This is a genomic window from Halomonas sp. BC2 (genome assembly GCF_002078115.1).
Classification (GTDB): Bacteria; Pseudomonadota; Gammaproteobacteria; order Pseudomonadales; family Halomonadaceae; genus Vreelandella; species Vreelandella stevensii.
On the sequence record NZ_LFGT01000009.1, the window covers coordinates 186,043 to 203,684 of the forward strand.

Below are 17,642 nucleotides of genomic sequence, written 5' to 3' on the forward strand. Positions count from 1 at the left end.
GAGGGGCTCTCTCTATTGCTCGGGCTGTAAGGTCATGCGGATGCGTTGCGGTGCGCTGCCGCTGACATCGGAGCGTGCTTGGACCACCCCGCGGTCAATGAAGTATTCGAGCCGTCCACCCTGGAAGCGATCCCCTTGCTGGGTCAGTTCGGCCTGGTCGATCAGCTCTACACGCCGCTCGGACACATGGTAGACGATGCGCCGCGCCCAGCCTTCCATGGGCGTCGTCTGGTCTTCCAGCTGGTTGCGCAGGTAGGCACGCTCGCCCGTGGCGACGGCCCGGGAGAGCTCGCCCGCCTCGTTGCGATGAATTTCGACACGCTCTCCGCGCAGCTGCATTTCACCTTGGCGAATGTCGACGTTGCCGGTATAGACCGCCGTGCCCGCACGTTGGTCCAGGTCCAGGCGGTCGGCTTCCACTTCAACGGGGGCCTGTTGTTGAGCGGCGGCAGGCAGTACGCCTACCACCATGGGAACGGCAAGGGCGAACAGTGCCGTACGAAGCAGGGCGTTCATGGCGACTCCTGAGAAGATTGGGGGGCGGGCGGATGCACGCCGCGCACGTTATCGATCAAACTGACACGGCTGTCGTCCAGCCAGACATCCATGCGTGAGGCTTCGATGCGTTGAGGTGGCTGCTGCAGCACCACAGGGGTGTCGCTCCAGGCATGACGCTCCAGTCCATCATAGTGCAGCAGGTCGGTATCCAGCTGCCAGCCTTCGTCCGGCGCCAGCAGGCGCGCGGATCCGGCCAGGGTCAGCGCCTGGGAGTCCATGTTCAAGGTGCCGGTGTCGGCAATGGCCAGCCATTCACGCTGCTCGCTGTCGAACAGGGTGGCGCGTGGTGACGTGACGTGGGTCATGGCCGCCTGCGGGGTATGTACCAGACGCGGTGCCACCAAGGATTGCTGAAGCGTGCCGTCTTCACCGAACAGGGTGATTTCGGCATTTTCCAGCACGTGTCCGGGCTCTTGGGCCTGGGCCTCAGGATCTACCTCGCGCTGCTGGGGCGCGCGGGGGTCCAGCCAAACCAGCAGTCCCCCCAGGGTGATGACCAGCCCCGTCAGCCAGACGCGCTTTTTCACCCTGATGCCCATTCAGGTGGAGCCGTGTAGGTAAGTGTCGAGCACGGCGTCCCAGTGCCCCTGGCTGGTCAGCAGCGTGTCGCAAATTTCGCGAACGGCGCCATGTCCGCCCAGACGGTCGGTAATCCAGTCGGCGTGGGTATGCATGTAGTCCGGTGCGTTGGGGACGGTGATGCCGATGCCCGAGCGTTTGATCGGCGCCAGGTCCGGGAGGTCATCGCCGCAGAAGGCGACCTGCTCCAGGGTGATACCGAGCCGCTGGCAGAGCCCACGCAGGGTGGCGAGCTTGTCTTCACAGCCTTGATGAACATGGCTGATGCCCAGCGCTGCGGCGCGCTGGCTCACCATGGGCGAGTCACGGCCGGTAATCAGCGCGACATGGATGCCGACGCGCTTGAGCAGCTTCAAGCCGTGGCCATCCTGGGTATGAAAGGCCTTGATTTCGACGCCGTCGGCCTGGAAGTAAAGGCGACCATCGGTCAGCACGCCGTCCACGTCCAGGGCCAGCAGTTTTACACGGCGTATACGATCTAAAAGTGCGTCAGGTAGGGCCATAGAGCCTCCGTATCATCCATCATTGGATCATGGGTTAGATAACGCCGCTTGCCAGCAGGTCATGCATGTGCAGCGCGCCAATCGGGCGCTGCTGTTCATCGACCACGGCCAGCGCCGTGATACGACTATCTTCCATTATACGCACGGCTTCGGCCGCCAGGACGTCGGGGCCGATGCGTTTGCCGGGCCGCGTCATGACGTCGTCTACCTTGACGTCGCGCAGGTCGTGAAACTGGTCCAGCGTGCGGCGCAGGTCGCCGTCGGTATAGACCCCGGCAAGCCGACCCTCATTGTCGATGACACAGGTAAAGCCGAGCCCCTGGCGCGTAATTTCCAGCAGGGCATCGCGCAGCGGGCTGCCCAGCGCCACCCGAGGCAGCCGCGCGCCGTCGTGCATCAGGTCGCGTACCCTTAGCAGCAGGCGTTTGCCCAGGCTGCCGCCGGGGTGTGACAGGGCGAAGTCTTCGGCTGTGAAGCCACGTGCTTCCAGCAGTGCGACGGCCAGCGCGTCACCCAGCGCAAGCGCTGCCGTCGTCGAGCTGGTGGGGGCCAGATCCAGAGGGCAGGCTTCTCGCTCTACGCCGCTGTCCAGGTGGGCCTCGGCATGGCGTGCCAGGGTGGAGTCCGGGCGCCCCGTCATGCTGATCAAGGGGGTTCCCAGGCGCTTGAGCAGCGGCAGCAGGGCGGTGACTTCGGCGGTTTCACCCGAGTTCGACAGGGCCAGCACCACATCGCCCCGGGTAATCATGCCGAGGTCGCCGTGGCTGGCTTCGCCGGGGTGAACGAAGAACGCGGGCGTGCCGGTACTGGCCAGGGTGGCTGCCAGCTTGCCGGCGATATGGCCGGATTTGCCCATGCCGGTCACCACCACACGACCCTTGCAAGCCAGGATCAGCTGGCAGGCGCGGTCGAAGCTCTCGTCCAGCTTGGCTTGCAAACCACCAATGGCCGCTTGCTCTATCTGCAGTGTCCGCAGCGCGCTTTCACGCAGTAAGCTGGGTGGGGTGGGAGATTGGGGCATGGTCGGTCTCGTTCTCGTCATCACGGTTGATAGCCTTCAAGAATAACACCTTGCGGCGGCTTTTAGCCAAACTGCGGGCAGGCGCTGGGCAGCAGGCCAGGTGCGCGTGGCTGTTCCTGTGGGTAGCGTTAGGATACGATGTTCGATAATATTTCGAAAACACTGTTTTTTAAACCGCCGGGGTGGGTCTGAAAGGCCTGCACTGGCGAGCGAGCGAGGGGTGTGATGCCCATGACGGATATGCCCTTTATCCAGGTGGAAGATGTGTACTTTTCCCGCGGCGACCACGATATCTTTCGTGGCGTGAGCATGAGCATTCCGCGTGGCAAAGTCACTGCCATCATGGGGCCCAGCGGAACCGGCAAGACCACCCTGTTGAAATTGATCGGTGGGCAGCTGGTGCCTGATCGGGGGCGCGTGCTGATCGATGGGCAGGATGTGCATCGGCTGTCTCGCAAGGCGCTGTTTGCGCTGCGCAAACGAATGGGCATGCTGTTTCAGAGTGGCGCGCTGTTTTCCGATCTGGATGTCTTCGAGAACGTGGCTTTTCCACTACGCGTGCATACCGACCTGCCCGATACCATGATTCGAGATCTGGTGTTGATGAAGCTGCAGGCCGTGGGCCTGCGCGGCGCGCGTCATCTGTCGCCCGCCGAGCTTTCAGGGGGCATGGCCCGCCGGGTGGCGCTGGCACGGGCCGTGGCGCTGGACCCGGAGCTGATTCTCTATGATGAGCCCTTTGTGGGCCAGGACCCTATTTCCATGGGCGTACTGGTGCAGCTTATCAAGCGCTTGAACCAGGCCATGTCGCTGACCTCTGTAGTGGTTTCCCATGACATCAAGGAGACCTTGAGCATTGCCGACTATCTCTACCTGATCGCCGATGGCCAGGTGGTGGCGCATGGCACGCCGGCGTCACTGGATGTCAACGAGGACCCCAGAGTCAGTCAGTTCATGCATGGTGAGCCGGACGGCCCTGTGCCGTTTCACTATCCTGGCAACACCCTTTACCGAGACATTCTCGGTCACGATCCAGCAAGCGGGGCAGGGTAAATGCAGTCAAGACTCTTACAGTGGGTAGCGCCCATCACGCGATTGGGGCGCAAGGGATGCGAGATGGTGGAAGCGCTGGGGCGCGCGGCCGTTTTTCTGGCGCAGTCGGCGGTGGGCGTGCCCTCCCGTGAAGGGTGGGCTCTGTGGCTTCGTCAAATGCATTTTGTCGGCGTGCTTTCTCTGGCCATCGTGCTGGTGTCCGGGCTGTTCATCGGCATGGTGCTGGCGCTTCAGGGCTACACCATTCTGGTGGACTTTGGTGCCGAGCAGGCATTGGGGCAGATGGTGGCGCTGTCGTTGCTGCGGGAGCTGGCGCCGGTGGTGGCAGCGCTGCTTTTTGCAGGGCGGGCTGGTTCGGCGTTGACCGCCGAAATTGGTTTGATGAAGGCCACCGAACAGTTGACCAGCATGGAAATGATTGGCGTCGACCCGCTGCGTCGCGTAGTGGCCCCGAGGCTTTGGGCCGGGTTCGTGGCGCTGCCGATTCTCACCGTGGGATTCAGTGTGGTGGGTATCTGGGGCGGCTATCTGGTGGGCGTCGAGTGGCTGGGCGTTTTCGAAGGTTCCTACTGGAGCAACATGCAGTCCAGCGTCTCGTTCATCAACGATGTCGGTAACGGCATGATCAAGAGCCTGGTGTTTGCCCTGGTGGTGACCTGGATCGCCGTGTTCCAGGGCTATGATCTGATTCCCACGTCCGAAGGCATTTCTCGGGCGACCACCCGCACGGTGGTGTACTCATCGTTGGCGGTGCTGGGGCTGGATTTCGTTTTAACCGCCGTCATGTTCGGCGGCCTTCAATAGTTGGGGTGGTGTCATGAAGCGCAGTAAAACCATGGAGTTTGGCGTTGGTCTGTTCATGTTGGCGGGGATCATCGGCCTGGTCTTTCTGGGGCTGAGAGTCAGCGGTTTGACGCTTTCGGGCGCGTCTGACACGTTCCGCCTGGAAGCCAACTTCTCCAATATCGGCGGCCTCAAGCCGCGTGCCCGCGTCACCATGGCGGGCGTGACCGTTGGACGTGTCGAGGCCATCGAGCTGGACCGGGAGTGGTACGACGCCCGCGTAGTGCTAAGCCTGAACAGTGACCTGGAAGGCCAGCTTTCCCAGGATACCACGGCGGCCATTCTGACGGCGGGGCTGCTGGGCGAGCAGTACATTGGTTTGAGTGTGGGCGGCGCCCCGGAGGTGCTACAGGATGGTGACACGATTCGCGATACGCAATCCGCGCTGGTGTTGGAAGAACTTATTCAGCAGTTCGTGTCCAATATGGTCAGCAACTAAGCGTCAATGGTGATGGTGCCAGATTACAGAGGTGTAATGATGCAGAAAATGACAGTGATTTTTCCCGGTGGGTTGCCCTTGCCATGCTGTTGATGGCCTTGCCTGCCTTGGCCAAGGCGCAATCTCAATCGCCCGAACAGATGATTCGCAACAACATCGACGAGTTCATGGCGCAAATCGACGGGCGTGAAGACTATTACGCCAATAACCTCGATGAGCTGAAGGCACTGGTCAACGATAGCCTGGATGATATTGCCGATTTCCGTTACATCGGCGCCAGCGTCATGGGCAGTTACTTCCGCAACGCTACGCCAGAGCAGCGCAGCCGCTTTGCGGATGTCTTCCGCCAGACGCTGATCGATACCTACACCCGAGGTCTGGTGACTTTCGACTACGATGAGCTGCGTGTGTTGAGTCAGCAGCGTGCCCAGCGTCATGAAGATCAAGCCAGCGTCGATATGGAAGTGGTGGCCAACAACGGCCAGGTCTACCCGGTTACCTATAGCCTGCGGCTGGCCAATGGTGAGTGGCGTGTGGTCAACGTGATCGTCAATGGCATCAACCTGGGCCTCACGTTCCGCAATCAGTTCGATCAGGCCATGCGTGAAAACAATCGCGATTACGATGCGGTCATTCGTGGCTGGTCGCCGGACATCGGCGTCGAAGAGCTGGAGAAAGGGGGCGATGCGTGAGCACGCTGCTCGACCGCCCGAATGTCTCGCTGGCCGAGCAACCGGATGGGTTGGTGGTGTCCGGTGACTTGAGCATGAACGCCGCCGCCGATGTGGCGGCGGCAGGAGTGAGCTGGCTGCGAACCACCCGAGCCACGTCGGTTCAGTTCGACTTCAGCGGTGTCGATGGTGCCAGTAGCGCTGCCTTGAGCGTGATGTTCGAGTGGCTGCGAGCCAGCCAAGCCAGGCAGTTGCCGGTGAGCGCGATCGTGCTATCGCCGCCGCTCCAGCGTCTGGCGACGCTGGCAGAGCTGGAGCCCTTGATAGCTCAGCACAGCCCCGTGCAGTAATCCTTCTCCATAAAGCAGCCTGCGGGCTGCTTTCTTCTATCCGTCATGCTGCCAACATCGCCAAGTGTGATGCTTTTCTTTATCATGTGGCTTTTCCGCACATTCTTTTCGACCCCAAAGGAGTTTCCTGGCTTATGCAACCCAACGAGGTCAAAGCACTGCTTGAATCCCGCATCGATGGGTGTGAGTTTCACATCCAGGGTGAAGGCTGCAATTTTCAGGTGATTGCGGTTGGCGAAGCCTTTGAAGGTCTCTCACCAGTGAAGCGTCAGCAGCTGGTCTATGCCGCACTGAGTGATGAAATCGCGTCCGGTGCCCTCCACGCTATCAGCATCAAAACGTTTACCCCGACGCAGTGGCAAACTGCATCGCAAAGTGCTGAGTAACGGCCTGCCCATGGATAAGCTGATTATTACCGGCAACGGTTGCGTTGACGGAGAAGTGTGGGCCAGTGGTGCCAAGAACGCAGCGCTGCCCATTCTGTGTGCCAGCCTGTTGGCCGATGGCCCCGTGGTGATCGGCAATTTGCCGCATTTGCAGGATATCACCACGACGCTGGAGCTGTTGGGCCGGATGGGCGTCGAGCCCGTCATGGGCGAGAAGCTGAGCATTCAGTTGGACGGCTCTCAAGTGACCCAGTGCCATGCGCCTTACGAGCTTGTCAAGAAAATGCGCGCCTCGATTCTGGTGCTGGGCCCGTTGCTGGCGCACTTCGGCAAAGCCGATGTTTCGCTGCCTGGTGGGTGTGCCATTGGCTCGCGGCCGGTGGATCTGCACCTGCGTGGCCTCGAGGCCATGGGTGCCGAAATCCACGTGGAAGCGGGCTATATTCGTGCGCGCGTAGAGGGTCGCCTCAAGGGGGCCACGATCTTCTTCGATACGGTGACCGTGACGGGCACCGAGAACCTGCTGATGGCCGCGACCCTGGCCGATGGCCGTACCGTTCTTGAAAATGCTGCCCGTGAGCCCGAGGTCGTGGACCTTGCCGAGTGTCTGATCAAGATGGGCGCGAAGATCAAGGGGCATGGCACCGATACCATCATCATCGATGGGGTGCCTTCCCTGCACGGCTGTGAACACGATGTGATGCCGGACCGTATCGAAACCGGAACGTTTCTGGTGGCGGCTGCCATGACCGGTGGGCGCGTCAAGGTCAAGCGTACTCGTGCCGATATCCTCGAGGCAGTGCTGGCCAAGCTGGAAGAGGCCGGTGCCGAGATCACCAGTGGTGACGACTGGATCGCGCTGGATATGCATGGCAAGCGCCCCAAGGCCGTCAATATTCGTACCGCGCCTTACCCGGCATTTCCCACCGACATGCAGGCGCAGTTCGTGGCCATGAATGCGGTGGCAGAAGGGCACTCTCGCGTGGTGGAGACGATCTTCGAAAACCGTTTCATGCACGTGCAAGAGCTCAATCGCATGGGGGCCAATATCGTGCTGGAGGGCAACGCTGCCCTCATCAAGGGCGTCGACAAACTGTCCGGTGCGCCGGTCATGGCCACGGACTTGCGCGCCTCGGCGTCTCTGGTGATCGCGGCCATGATGGCCGAAGGCGAGACGCTGGTAGACCGCATCTACCATATTGATCGCGGCTATGAATGCATCGAGGAAAAACTTCAGCTGCTGGGGGCGAAGATTCGTCGCATCCCCGGCTAAGCCATGTGACCAACCATTGGCCTTACACCATGAGTAAGCAATTGATCCTGGCCCTCTCGAAAGGGCGTATTCTGGACGAAACGCTGCCGCTGTTGGCAGATGCGGGCATTACGCCCGCAGAAGATTTGAGCAAGAGTCGCAAGCTGCTGTTCGATACCAACCTGCCGGATGTGAAGCTGGTCATCATTCGCGCCACCGATGTACCGACCTATGTACAGTTGGGGGCCGCCGACGTGGGCGTGGCGGGCAAGGATGTACTGCTGGAGCATGGTGCCGAGGGGCTGTACGAGCCGCTGGATCTGGACATTGCCCGCTGCAAGCTGATGACGGCAGGCGTGACCGGGCAGCCCCCGGCGCGAGCCCGTCGCCGGGTAGCGACCAAATTCGTCAACGTGGCGCGCCGCTACTACGCCGAGCAGGGCATTCAGGCAGAGGTGATCAAGCTGTACGGCGCCATGGAGCTGGCGCCGTTGATGAACCTCGCCGACGAGATCGTCGATATCGTCGATACCGGCAATACGCTGCGTGCCAACGGCATGGAGCCGAGGGAGTTGATTGCCCATATCAGCACCCGCCTGGTAGTTAACAAGGCGGCCATGACCATGAAGCATGATCGTATCAAACCGCTACTGGCGCGTTTGGAAAGTGCCGTAAAGCAACGTCAATTGCTGCCTGCCGAATGACACGAGGTTCGCCATGAGTGAGACAACCACTGCCACCATTGCTCGGCTCTCTACCACTGAGCCGGGCTTCCACCGTCAGCTGGATGCGCTGCTGGACTGGGAGGGCGTGTCCGATAGCGCCGTGCAGGCCCGTGTCGATGAAATACTGGCGGACGTCAAACAGCGCGGTGATCAGGCCGTCATCGATGCCACCAACCGCTTCGATCGGCTGGCCGTCGACTCCATGGAGCAATTGCGCCTGTCGCCCGAGCAGTTGAAAACAGCGTATGAGGGGCTGCCGTCGGAACAGCGTGAAGCGCTGGCCGTGGCAGCGGAGCGCATTCGTCGTTACCACGAGCGGCAGAAGCCGGAGTCCTGGCAGTATCAAGAGGCCGATGGCACGGTGCTGGGACAAAAGGTGACGCCACTGGACCGCGCTGGTATCTATGTGCCGGGCGGCAAGGCGGCCTATCCTTCTTCGGTGCTGATGAATGCGATACCCGCCCACGTGGCTGGCGTGCGTGAGATCGTCATGGTGGTGCCGACCCCTGACGGTGTGCTGAACGATCTGGTGCTGGCGGCGGCACACCTGGCCGGTGTCGATCATGTCTTCACCATCGGTGGGGCGCAGGCAGTTGCAGCCTTGGCTTATGGCACCCAGAGCGTACCCCGTGTCGACAAGATCGTGGGCCCCGGCAATATTTACGTGGCCACCGCCAAGCGTGCGGTCTTCGGGCAGGTAGGTATCGACATGATTGCCGGGCCGTCAGAAATCATGGTGGTCTCCGATGGGCAGACCGACCCTGATTGGTTGGCCATGGATCTGTTCTCCCAGGCTGAGCATGATGAAGATGCCCAGGCGATTCTGGTCAGTTGGCACGCCGAGCACCTGGATGCCGTCGCGGCTTCCATCGAACGACTGCTGCCTACGCTGGAGCGCGAGGAGATTGCGCGTGCTTCGCTCAAGCGCCGGGGGGCGCTGATTCTCTGTCAGCACCCGGCCGACGCCGTCGAGATGATCAACCGCATAGCGCCGGAGCACCTGGAGCTTTCCGTGGCCGAGCCCGAGGCGTGGCTAGAGGAGATCCGCCATGCAGGCGCCATCTTCATGGGGCGTCATACGTCGGAGGCCCTGGGTGACTACTGCGCGGGCCCCAATCACGTACTGCCGACGTCCGGCACGGCGCGCTTCTCGTCACCGCTGGGGGTTTATGACTTCCAGAAGCGCTCTTCGATCATTCACTGCTCTCCTGAAGGAGCGTCCGAACTGGGCAAAGTGGCGTCGGTCCTCGCCCGAGGCGAATACCTGACGGCCCATGCACGCTCGGCCGAGTATCGTATTCGCAGCAAGTAAGGTATGGGGGAGCGGCTTCAGGAGCCGCTCTGCCGATCTTCGGACGTCGCATTGGTGGGCACGGGGCGCTCGCCCACTTCCAGGGTGACCTCCATGCGCTCACCGCTGCGCACGATGGTCAGCGGTAGCCTGGTGCCCGGTGGGATGGAGGCAATCTCGCTCATGGTGGCGCGTGCATCCATGATCACCTGATCATCGATGGAGAGCAGCACATCGCCAGGCTGAAGACCTGCTTCCGCTGCAGGGCCGCCGCTGACCACGCCAGCCACGATGAGGCCTTGGGGAGTGCGTAACCCAAACGAGGCGGCCAGTTCCCGCGATAGCGCCTGAGCCTCGATGCCCAGCCAGCCGCGAATCACCCGTCCCCGGGTGACCAGTTCGTCAAGGATGCTGTGGGCAAGGTTGGCCGGAATGGCGAAGCCTATTCCCTGTGAGCCTCCCGAGCGTGAAAAGATCGCCGTATTGATGCCTACCAGTGAACCGTCAGGGTTGACCAGTGCTCCGCCTGAGTTGCCCGGGTTGATGGCCGCGTCGGTTTGGATGAAATCTTCATAGGCATTCAACCCCAGGTGGCTGCGCCCCGTGGCGCTAATAATGCCCATGGTCACTGTCTGGCCAACCCCAAAGGGGTTGCCTATTGCCAGCGCCACATCGCCCACGGCCACTTCCTTCGAATCAGCCAGTTCGATCACAGGTAGGTTGTCCAGTTGAATGCGCAACACTGCCAGATCGCTTTCCGGGTCGGTGCCAATCACTTGGGCCAGGGTTTCGCGGCCGTCGCGCAGCGCCACTTGTATCTGGTCGGCGCCGCTGATCACGTGATGATTGGTAAGCACATAGCCGTCATCACTGACGATGACCCCGGAACCCAGGCTGGACAGCATGCGTTGGTGGGTCGTGGCGTCGTCACCGCCGAAAAACTGCTGGAAGAACGGGTCAGACATCAGCGGGTGCTGGTCCCGCGACACGATGCGCGACGAATAAATGTTGACCACCGCTGGCGCGGCCTGGTTGACGGCGTTGGCGTAGCTGGCAGGTCCCTGGCTACGCGAAAGTGGCGCGGCCTGGCGTATTTCGGGGGCGGGCCGGTTGGCCGTCGACTCGCTATTGGTCGCGACCAGCGCTGGCTGGGGTTCTACGCTGGCAGGGGGAGATTGACGAAACGGGTTGGGAATCTGTTGAGGGAAGGCCAGCAGAATGACTGCGGCCAGCAGAAGGCCCGTGGTAATGGGCCAGAGATAGGGCAGCACAAGGCGGTGCATGCAAGCATTCCTCAGCGGATGGCGGTCTTCAGCAGGTCGCGAGGTTCGCGATAACGTGCAGCGAGTTTACAATGGAGGTTATGGTAACACTTTACGCTGCGCTTCCCCACGGGGCAGCGGCAACAATTAAGGAGACCACGTGAACCATCGCGATCAACTCGTCGCTGCATGTGACCACCAGCTCCGCGCTGGTCAATTCAAGGATTACACCATCAATGGCCTGCAAGTCGAGGGGCGAGAGACGGTTCGGCGGGTCATGACCGGCGTGACGGCCTGCCAGGCGTTGCTCGACGAGGCGGTGGCCTGGCAGGCGGATCTGGTGCTGGTACATCACGGCTATTTCTGGAAGAACGAGCCAATAGCGATTACCGGGATGAAGCAGAAGCGCATCAAGACGCTGATGGACCACGACATGAGTTTGCTGGCGTATCACCTGCCGCTGGATGCCCATGCAGAGCTGGGCAATAACGCCGAATTGGCGCGGCGCCTGGGATGGAAGGTCGAGGGGTGTCTGGACGGCGAGCTGGGCGAAGGGTTGCTGTGGTCCGGGCGTCTGGTGACGCCGCAGCCGCTGACCACGTTGGCCGATCAATTGAGCCACACCCTTCAGCGTCAGGCGCTGGTCGTCGAGGCGCCGCTAGCGGAGCCGGTGGAGCGAATTGCCTGGTGCACGGGTGGGGCCCAGGACATGATCACGGCTGCCCACGAGGCGGGTGCTCAGGTCTTCGTATCAGGGGAGATTTCCGAACGCACTACGCATCTGGCGCGTGAGCTGGGTATTCACTACATCGCGGCAGGGCACCATGCTACCGAGCGTTATGGGGTGCAGGCCTTGGGCGAGTGGTTGGCGAGCCAGTTCGATGTCGAGCATCGTTTCGTGGATATCGACAACCCGGCCTGACTCGGAGAAAAGTGACGTGCGACCAGGGCGCTCAGGGGCGCCCTGGTGAGCGTAGATCAGTAGCGTGGAGGTTGCGCAAGCGTATCGCTGTCTGATTTCTGATGCTCTTTCAGCCCGAAGTCTTCGGAAAGCGTGCCGTTCTTGCCAGCCGCGTAATCGCGGGGCATGGCAAGGTCGGCATCGTTTTCTGCCGTGGCCGCTGCTTTGTGATGGGAGGCTTTGACGCTGGTGAGCTGCCATTGAGCCGCCTCGTCGGCGATCTGGGCTTCGATTTGGTCCGCCTCCTGACGAATGCTGTCAAGACGTTGCTGGATGCCCGTCAGGCTGCTGCCCATGGCTTTTTTAAGTTCCGCGATCTTGTGCTCGCGCTCCAGTAGCGTTTGCTTCAGCGCAGCCATGTCTTTCTCGCTCTTGCTGAACAGGCGATAGCAGGCAAGGCCAATGAGAAAGCCAACGACGAGACCTACAACGGCAAAAATGATTGGCGAGCTTGCTTCCACGGTATTCTCCCTGATAGTGGTGCGCGCCATGTCATCGATGGCATGGCGTCACCGATCGCATGGCTGCATGGTCAGCCCCATTATAGGCGCGTCACGGCTGGTTGGGTCAATCCGCTCATGCGCTTAGCGCTCAGTCGGCGTATAATTAGGCTCTTTTTATCGGTCAGGCCGGTGCTCGGCGGATGTGCAGGTGCGCGTCGATGCATACGCCTGGCTACGCGCTGCGGGAGCATTTTAATGTCATCAGTATCTGCACGTCAGGCGTCTGAACACCCCCATCGCTTGACGCCACTGGAGCGTTATCAGCAGGATTTGACGCGCAGTGACTTTCAATACGACCCGGCTCAGGAGCAGGCGGTCAAGCATCTTCAGCGTCTTTACGATGACCTGCTGTCGACCACCACCACCGTGCCCAAAGCAGTGGTCGCCAGTAAAGGCTTGAAGGCGAAGATGGCGGGGCTGCTGGGCAAGCGCAGCGAGCCAGACAAGCCCCCGGTGCCCCAGGTGAAGGGGCTCTACTTTTGGGGTGGGGTCGGACGTGGCAAGACCTACCTGGTGGATACGTTTTATGACGCCTTGCCCTTCCCTGAAAAAATGCGCACGCACTTTCATCGGTTCATGCAGCGGGTGCATAACGAGCTGACGCACTACAAGGGCGAGAAGAACCCGCTGACGCTGATTGCCGGCAAGTTTGCAACCGAAGCCAGGGTGATCTGCTTCGACGAATTTTTCGTCAAGGACATCACGGATGCCATGATCCTGGCCAATCTCATGGAGGCGCTGTTCGAGCGTGGTGTCGTGCTGGTGGCGACCTCCAATATCGTGCCCGACGATCTCTACAAGGATGGTCTGCAGCGCGCTCGGTTCCTGCCCGCCATCGAACTGGTCAATCGCCACTGTGACGTCGTGAATGTAGACTCCGGCATCGATTATCGGTTACGGGCGCTGGAGCGTGCGGAGATCTTCCATGCGCCGCTGGATGAGGCTGCCGACCAGGAGCTGGCGCGCAGCTTCAAGGAGATTGCCGGTCATGCGGGAGAAGAGGGCGCGCCGCTGGAAATCAACCATCGAGTATTGAAGACGCGTCGACTTCATGAGGATGTCGTCTGGTTCGAATTTGCCGAACTGTGCGATGGGCCGCGTAGCCAGAACGACTATATCGAGCTTGCTCGAGAGTTTCATAGCGTGCTGGTGGCCAATGTGCCGCGCATGGATGCCAAGAGCGACGATCAGGCGCGCCGCTTCATCAATATGGTGGACGAGTTTTATGATCGGGGCGTCAAGCTCTTGATGTCGGCAGAAGTGCCCGTCGAGTCGCTTTACAGTGATGGCAAGCTAACGTTTGAATTTCAGCGGACGCTGTCGCGCTTGCAGGAGATGCAGTCGCGGGAGTATCTGGCGCTGCCGCACAAACCCTGAGCGCCTCTGTTGCCTGAGTGCGATGCCAGGGGCGTGCGAGAAAAGTAAAGATGGCACTTAACTTGTCCACTCTCTTACTGTAGAATGCCGCCTCGCTGTACGTTGTAGCTGTTTTCTGGCTGCAACCAAAAAGAATAGGGATGGTGCTTCGCTACTGTATAGCGTTAGCTACCCAACACACTTAATCTGGTGATTTCATCCATGAAGACGTTCAGTGCTAAGCCGCAGTCCGTCCAGCGCGACTGGTATGTTGTCGACGCTACGGACAAAACGCTCGGTCGTCTGGCAACCGAGATTGCTCGCCGCCTGCGTGGCAAGCATAAGCCCGAATTTACCCCTCACGTTGATACCGGCGACTACATCGTTGTCATCAATGCCGAGAAAGTCCAGGTGACCGGTAACAAGGCGAAGGCCAAGACCTACTACCGCCACACTGGCTACCCGGGCGGTCTGCGCTCCATGACCTTCGACAAGATGCTGGATCACGCTCCCGAGCGCATCATCGAGTCTGCTGTCAAGGGCATGCTGCCGAAAGGCCCGCTGGGTCGCGCCATGTATTCCAAGTTGAAAGTGTACGCCGGTGCCGAGCATCCGCATGCTGCCCAGCAGCCGCTTGAACTGAACATCTGAGGAAATCTTCGCCATGACACAGCAGTATTACGGTACCGGGCGCCGCAAGACTTCCACCGCTCGTGTGTTCCTGAAGCCGGGCTCCGGCAAAATCACCGTCAACAACCGTGAGCTCGACGAGTACTTCGGTCGCGTTACCGGTCGCATGGTTGTTCGTCAGCCCCTCGAGCTGACCGAGACTCTCAACCAGTTCGACGTGTATGTGACCGTCGAAGGTGGTGGTGGCTCTTCACAAGCTGGCGCCATCCGTCACGGCATCACGCGTGCTCTGATGAACTACAACGAAGACCTGCGCCCGACTCTGCGCGCCGCTGGCTACGTCACCCGTGACGCACGTCAGGTAGAGCGTAAGAAAGTCGGTCTGCGCAAGGCGCGTCGTCGTCCGCAGTTCTCCAAGCGTTAATTTTACGCTATGCGGCAAAAACGCCCAGGTCCAGGACCTGGGCGTTTTTTATTGGAATATCAAAAAATTATAGTACCTGTACCACCATGGTCCGGGGCGGTTGTTCTTGTGCAGAGCGCTTTGTTTTTTTAACATAGAGCGTATTTGATATTCGTCGCCGCAAGACGCCTTTGCGGCGAAACGGGTAAGCTGATGGGAGAAACCAGAAATGGCAGATAACGGCGTAAACAAAGGCCGGCGCCGTTTCCTCGTGGGCGCCACCTCCGTTGTGGGGGCGGTGGGCGCTGTCGGGGTTGCGGTCCCCTTTGTGGCATCCTGGCAGCCTAGTGCCAGTGCGTTGGCGGCCGGTGCGCCGGTTCGAGCTAACTTTTCCAAGCTCGAACCGGGGCAGCGTGTCACCATCGAGTGGCGCGGGCGGCCGGTATGGATCATCAACCGTACGCCTGAGATGATTGAGCGTACAGAGAGTCTGGACCCGTCTCGCTTGCGGGACCCGGATTCCGAGGAGGAGCAGCAGCCTGCTTATATCACCGGTCCGTTGCGCTCTGTGCGCCCCGAGGTCGGTGTCATGGTTGGTGTATGTACCCACCTGGGTTGTTCTCCGCTGTACCGTCCCGAGCCCGAGGCCGCAGTCACAGACAACTGGCCGGGCGGTTTCTTCTGTCCTTGCCATGGTTCGTACTTCGATCTCGCCGGACGCGTCTTCAATAACGTACCTGCACCCACCAACCTTGAAGTGCCGCCCTATCGTTTCGAGGGTGAGGACATCATCGTTGGTGAAGACGAGGAGGCCGCGTAATGGGTAATCCTAATCGAGTCAAGGCTGAACGCGGCATCATGCGCTGGGTGGACGACCGCTTCCCCGCAACGCAAATGATGCAAGACCACCTCACCAAGTACTACGCACCGAAGAACTTCAACTTCCTCTACATCTTTGGTGTATTGGCGTTGCTGGTGCTGGTCAACCAGATTCTGACCGGTGTCTGGCTGACCATGAGCTACAACCCCACGGCGGAAGGCGCTTTCCGCTCCGTTGAGTACATCATGCGTGACGTCGAGTACGGCTGGATCATCCGCTATATGCACTCGACTGGCGCCTCTGCTTTCTTTGTCGTCATTTACATGCATATGTTCCGTGCATTGATGTACGGATCTTACAAGGCTCCGCGTGAGCTGGTCTGGATCTTCGGCATGGCCATCTATCTGCTGCTGATGGCAGAGGCCTTCATGGGTTATCTATTGCCCTGGGGTCAGATGTCCTACTGGGGTGCTCAGGTCATCATCTCGCTGTTCGCGACCATTCCCGGCATTGGCCCGGATCTGGCGCAGTGGATCCGCGGTGACTTCCTGATTTCCGGTATCACGTTGAACCGCTTCTTTGCCCTGCATGTGGTGGCGCTGCCTATCGTGATTCTGGCGCTGGTCGTGCTGCATATCATTGCCCTGCATGAAGTTGGCTCCAACAACCCTGATGGCATCGAGATCAAGGATAAGAAAGACGAAACCGGCAAACCGCTGGATGGCATTCCTTTCCATCCGTACTACACCGTGAAGGATCTGGTGGGTGTGGCGGTCTTCCTGTTCGTCTTTGCGGTGGTGCTGTTCTACTTCCCGGAAGGGGGTGGTTACTTCATCGAGCGTCCCAACTTCGAGCCAGCCAACCCGATGGTAACGCCTGATCACATTGCGCCGGTGTGGTACTTCACGCCGTTCTATGCCATCTTGCGGGCCATTACCTTCGACTTCCTGGGATTGCGTGCCGAGTTCCTGGGCGTGCTGGCCATGGGTGGCGCCATCGCCATTCTGTTCGTACTGCCCTGGTTGGATCGTAGCCCGGTCAAGTCCATGCGTTACAAAGGCTGGTTGTCACGTATTGCGCTCATCATCTTTGCGATCAGCTTTGTGATCCTGGGTGTTCTGGGTGCCATTCCGGCGACTCCGCTGCGTACGCTGGTGGCCCAGATCTGTACGGTGCTCTACTTCGCCTTCTTCATTCTGATGCCGGTGTACACCAGTATCGAGAAGACTAAACCCGTTCCTGAAAGGGTGACTGGCTAATGAAAAAGCAACTGTTCGCACTGATGTTCGCGCTGCTGCCTTTGATGGCGGTCGCAGCGCCAGGGCCCGACGTGCCTTACTCCATGACGCCGGATCTGCGTGACCAGGAGTCTCTGCAGCGTGGTATGCAGCTCTACGTCAACTACTGCATGGGATGTCACTCGCTGGAGCATCAGCGCTTCTCCCGTGCAGCAAATGATCTGGGCATGCCGCAGGACCTGGTCGAAGAGAACCTGATTTTCTCTTCATCGCTGGGTTACAACGACCTGATGCACATCGCCATGCTGCCGGAAGATGGTGAAAGCTGGTTCGGCGCTGCGCCGCCCGATCTGACGCTGCATGGTCGTCTGCGCGGTCCCGACTGGATCTACTCCTACCTGCTGAGCTTCTACCGTGACCCGAGCCGTCCACTGGGCGTCAATAACGCGGTATTTGATCTGGTGGCCATGCCCAACGTGCTGGAGCCGCTGCAGGGTGTTCAGGAGATGGTCTGCTCGGAAACCGACCAGCCGGTAGCAGGGCAGTCGCCCGACCCGCTGTCTGGCAAGTACCAGTCTTGTGAAGTGCTGCAAGTCACTCAGCCAGGTTCCATGGAGCCTGCCGAGTTCGAGGAAGCCGTCTATGACCTGACCAACTTCCTGGCCTACGTCGGTGAGCCTTCCAAGCTGCAGGCTCAGGCACTGGCGCCCAAGGTGCTGATCTTCATCTTTATCTTTGGTGTGATCGCCTACCTGCTCAAGCGTGAGTACTGGCGGGATGTTCACTAAGCATTAGCCT

At 60.2% G+C, this 17,642-nt stretch carries 22 protein-coding genes; 16 read left to right on the forward strand and 6 right to left on the reverse strand.

Annotated elements, in window-relative coordinates; genetic code table 11:
• Positions 1 to 12: 12 nt before the first annotated feature.
• The 4 genes from lptA to B7L71_RS07280 are packed head-to-tail and all read right to left on the reverse strand — an operon-like array spanning position 13 to position 2,661.
• Positions 13 to 516 carry a lipopolysaccharide transport periplasmic protein LptA gene (lptA, locus tag B7L71_RS07265; RefSeq protein ID WP_039177461.1) on the reverse strand — a complete coding sequence of 168 codons (504 nt, stop codon included), beginning with the start codon at positions 514 to 516 and terminating at the stop codon, positions 13 to 15.
• Complete coding sequence (gene lptC / locus B7L71_RS07270) at positions 513 to 1,097, reverse strand: LPS export ABC transporter periplasmic protein LptC (RefSeq protein WP_081137015.1); 585 nt, start codon at positions 1,095 to 1,097, stop codon at positions 513 to 515. The genes lptA and lptC overlap by 4 nt, the downstream gene beginning before the upstream one ends.
• Positions 1,098 to 1,640: a KdsC family phosphatase gene (locus B7L71_RS07275; protein WP_016913484.1), complete on the reverse strand. Its 543-nt coding sequence runs from the start codon at positions 1,638 to 1,640 to the stop codon at positions 1,098 to 1,100.
• A 34-nt stretch (positions 1,641 to 1,674) separates the two neighbouring features.
• A complete protein-coding gene (locus B7L71_RS07280) occupies positions 1,675 to 2,661 on the reverse strand; it encodes a KpsF/GutQ family sugar-phosphate isomerase (protein WP_081137017.1) in 987 nt (328 codons plus the stop codon).
• A gap of 231 nt (positions 2,662 to 2,892) precedes the next feature.
• Between B7L71_RS07280 and B7L71_RS07285 the strand changes: the two genes are divergently transcribed.
• From B7L71_RS07285 to hisD, 9 genes are all read left to right on the forward strand, one after another.
• Positions 2,893 to 3,714 (forward strand): ABC transporter ATP-binding protein, encoded by an 822-nt coding sequence (locus tag B7L71_RS07285; RefSeq protein ID WP_040460708.1) that lies wholly within the window; start codon positions 2,893 to 2,895, stop codon positions 3,712 to 3,714.
• Positions 3,715 to 4,518, forward strand: a complete 804-nt coding sequence (mlaE, locus tag B7L71_RS07290) for a lipid asymmetry maintenance ABC transporter permease subunit MlaE (RefSeq protein ID WP_039177449.1) — start codon at positions 3,715 to 3,717, stop codon at positions 4,516 to 4,518. It abuts the gene before it with no gap.
• Between the two features lie 13 nt (positions 4,519 to 4,531).
• On the forward strand, positions 4,532 to 4,996 hold the full coding sequence (mlaD, locus tag B7L71_RS07295; RefSeq protein ID WP_016913488.1) for an outer membrane lipid asymmetry maintenance protein MlaD: 465 nt from the start codon (positions 4,532 to 4,534) through the stop codon (positions 4,994 to 4,996).
• Positions 4,997 to 5,079: 83 nt separating this feature from the next.
• Positions 5,080 to 5,688, forward strand: coding sequence for an MlaC/ttg2D family ABC transporter substrate-binding protein (locus B7L71_RS07300; protein ID WP_081137019.1), 609 nt, complete (start codon positions 5,080 to 5,082; stop codon positions 5,686 to 5,688).
• Complete coding sequence (locus B7L71_RS07305) at positions 5,685 to 6,017, forward strand: STAS domain-containing protein (RefSeq protein ID WP_081137021.1); 333 nt, start codon at positions 5,685 to 5,687, stop codon at positions 6,015 to 6,017. The genes B7L71_RS07300 and B7L71_RS07305 overlap by 4 nt, the downstream gene beginning before the upstream one ends.
• 134 nt (positions 6,018 to 6,151) lie before the next feature.
• Entirely contained in the window at positions 6,152 to 6,403 is a 252-nt protein-coding gene (locus tag B7L71_RS07310) for a BolA family protein (protein WP_016913491.1), read from the forward strand.
• A 10-nt stretch (positions 6,404 to 6,413) separates the two neighbouring features.
• The gene (gene murA / locus B7L71_RS07315) at positions 6,414 to 7,676 is read left to right on the forward strand and encodes a UDP-N-acetylglucosamine 1-carboxyvinyltransferase (RefSeq protein ID WP_081137023.1); all 1,263 of its coding nucleotides are present in this window, start codon (positions 6,414 to 6,416) and stop codon (positions 7,674 to 7,676) included.
• A gap of 29 nt (positions 7,677 to 7,705) precedes the next feature.
• Positions 7,706 to 8,359: an ATP phosphoribosyltransferase gene (gene hisG, locus B7L71_RS07320; RefSeq protein ID WP_026001641.1), complete on the forward strand. Its 654-nt coding sequence runs from the start codon at positions 7,706 to 7,708 to the stop codon at positions 8,357 to 8,359.
• A gap of 13 nt (positions 8,360 to 8,372) precedes the next feature.
• Positions 8,373 to 9,692, forward strand: a complete 1,320-nt coding sequence (hisD, locus tag B7L71_RS07325; protein WP_081137025.1) for a histidinol dehydrogenase — start codon at positions 8,373 to 8,375, stop codon at positions 9,690 to 9,692.
• 17 nt (positions 9,693 to 9,709) lie between these two features.
• Here hisD and B7L71_RS07330 read toward each other — a convergent pair whose 3' ends face one another.
• The gene (locus B7L71_RS07330) at positions 9,710 to 10,954 is read right to left on the reverse strand and encodes a Do family serine endopeptidase (protein WP_081137027.1); all 1,245 of its coding nucleotides are present in this window, start codon (positions 10,952 to 10,954) and stop codon (positions 9,710 to 9,712) included.
• Between the two features lie 139 nt (positions 10,955 to 11,093).
• Here B7L71_RS07330 and B7L71_RS07335 point away from each other — a divergent pair, with 139 nt between their 5' ends.
• On the forward strand, positions 11,094 to 11,855 hold the full coding sequence (locus B7L71_RS07335; RefSeq protein ID WP_081137029.1) for a Nif3-like dinuclear metal center hexameric protein: 762 nt from the start codon (positions 11,094 to 11,096) through the stop codon (positions 11,853 to 11,855).
• Positions 11,856 to 11,911: 56 nt separating this feature from the next.
• Here the strand turns inward: B7L71_RS07335 and B7L71_RS07340 are convergent, their stop codons facing one another.
• Positions 11,912 to 12,355, reverse strand: coding sequence for a ZapG family protein (locus B7L71_RS07340; RefSeq protein WP_081137031.1), 444 nt, complete (start codon positions 12,353 to 12,355; stop codon positions 11,912 to 11,914).
• A 237-nt stretch (positions 12,356 to 12,592) separates the two neighbouring features.
• Here B7L71_RS07340 and zapE point away from each other — a divergent pair, with 237 nt between their 5' ends.
• The 6 genes from zapE (at position 12,593) to B7L71_RS07370 (ending at position 17,632) form a co-directional block, all read left to right on the forward strand.
• Complete coding sequence (gene zapE / locus B7L71_RS07345; protein ID WP_016913498.1) at positions 12,593 to 13,774, forward strand: cell division protein ZapE; 1,182 nt, start codon at positions 12,593 to 12,595, stop codon at positions 13,772 to 13,774.
• Between the two features lie 201 nt (positions 13,775 to 13,975).
• Positions 13,976 to 14,404 (forward strand): 50S ribosomal protein L13, encoded by a 429-nt coding sequence (gene rplM / locus B7L71_RS07350; protein WP_016913499.1) that lies wholly within the window; start codon positions 13,976 to 13,978, stop codon positions 14,402 to 14,404.
• A 13-nt stretch (positions 14,405 to 14,417) separates the two neighbouring features.
• Positions 14,418 to 14,807: a 30S ribosomal protein S9 gene (gene rpsI / locus B7L71_RS07355; RefSeq protein WP_016913500.1), complete on the forward strand. Its 390-nt coding sequence runs from the start codon at positions 14,418 to 14,420 to the stop codon at positions 14,805 to 14,807.
• 208 nt (positions 14,808 to 15,015) lie between these two features.
• Positions 15,016 to 15,606 (forward strand): ubiquinol-cytochrome c reductase iron-sulfur subunit, encoded by a 591-nt coding sequence (gene petA / locus B7L71_RS07360; protein ID WP_016913501.1) that lies wholly within the window; start codon positions 15,016 to 15,018, stop codon positions 15,604 to 15,606.
• Positions 15,606 to 16,865, forward strand: a complete 1,260-nt coding sequence (locus B7L71_RS07365; RefSeq protein WP_016913502.1) for a cytochrome b — start codon at positions 15,606 to 15,608, stop codon at positions 16,863 to 16,865. The genes petA and B7L71_RS07365 overlap by 1 nt, the downstream gene beginning before the upstream one ends.
• Entirely contained in the window at positions 16,865 to 17,632 is a 768-nt protein-coding gene (locus B7L71_RS07370; protein ID WP_016913503.1) for a cytochrome c1, read from the forward strand. Before B7L71_RS07365 ends, B7L71_RS07370 begins: the two co-directional genes overlap by 1 nt.
• The last annotated feature ends 10 nt before the right edge of the window (positions 17,633 to 17,642 follow it).

Excerpts from the sequence above, each read along its gene's own strand:
- B7L71_RS07370 (WP_016913503.1), top strand. The coding sequence starts at position 16,865 with ATGAAAAAGCAACTGTTCGCACTGATGTTCGCGCTGCTGCCTTTGATG.
- B7L71_RS07365 (WP_016913502.1), top strand. The coding sequence starts at position 15,606 with ATGGGTAATCCTAATCGAGTCAAGGCTGAACGCGGCATCATGCGCTGG.
- mlaE (WP_039177449.1), top strand. The coding sequence starts at position 3,715 with ATGCAGTCAAGACTCTTACAGTGGGTAGCGCCCATCACGCGATTGGGG.
- B7L71_RS07330 (WP_081137027.1), bottom strand. The coding sequence starts at position 10,954 with ATGCACCGCCTTGTGCTGCCCTATCTCTGGCCCATTACCACGGGCCTT.
- lptA (WP_039177461.1), bottom strand. The coding sequence starts at position 516 with ATGAACGCCCTGCTTCGTACGGCACTGTTCGCCCTTGCCGTTCCCATG.
- B7L71_RS07310 (WP_016913491.1), top strand. The coding sequence starts at position 6,152 with ATGCAACCCAACGAGGTCAAAGCACTGCTTGAATCCCGCATCGATGGG.
- rpsI (WP_016913500.1), top strand. The coding sequence starts at position 14,418 with ATGACACAGCAGTATTACGGTACCGGGCGCCGCAAGACTTCCACCGCT.
- zapE (WP_016913498.1), top strand. The coding sequence starts at position 12,593 with ATGTCATCAGTATCTGCACGTCAGGCGTCTGAACACCCCCATCGCTTG.
- B7L71_RS07300 (WP_081137019.1), top strand. The coding sequence starts at position 5,080 with ATGCTGTTGATGGCCTTGCCTGCCTTGGCCAAGGCGCAATCTCAATCG.
- rplM (WP_016913499.1), top strand. The coding sequence starts at position 13,976 with ATGAAGACGTTCAGTGCTAAGCCGCAGTCCGTCCAGCGCGACTGGTAT.
- B7L71_RS07280 (WP_081137017.1), bottom strand. The coding sequence starts at position 2,661 with ATGCCCCAATCTCCCACCCCACCCAGCTTACTGCGTGAAAGCGCGCTG.
- murA (WP_081137023.1), top strand. The coding sequence starts at position 6,414 with ATGGATAAGCTGATTATTACCGGCAACGGTTGCGTTGACGGAGAAGTG.
- petA (WP_016913501.1), top strand. The coding sequence starts at position 15,016 with ATGGCAGATAACGGCGTAAACAAAGGCCGGCGCCGTTTCCTCGTGGGC.
- B7L71_RS07275 (WP_016913484.1), bottom strand. The coding sequence starts at position 1,640 with ATGGCCCTACCTGACGCACTTTTAGATCGTATACGCCGTGTAAAACTG.
- hisD (WP_081137025.1), top strand. The coding sequence starts at position 8,373 with ATGAGTGAGACAACCACTGCCACCATTGCTCGGCTCTCTACCACTGAG.
- lptC (WP_081137015.1), bottom strand. The coding sequence starts at position 1,097 with ATGGGCATCAGGGTGAAAAAGCGCGTCTGGCTGACGGGGCTGGTCATC.
- mlaD (WP_016913488.1), top strand. The coding sequence starts at position 4,532 with ATGAAGCGCAGTAAAACCATGGAGTTTGGCGTTGGTCTGTTCATGTTG.
- hisG (WP_026001641.1), top strand. The coding sequence starts at position 7,706 with ATGAGTAAGCAATTGATCCTGGCCCTCTCGAAAGGGCGTATTCTGGAC.
- B7L71_RS07285 (WP_040460708.1), top strand. The coding sequence starts at position 2,893 with ATGACGGATATGCCCTTTATCCAGGTGGAAGATGTGTACTTTTCCCGC.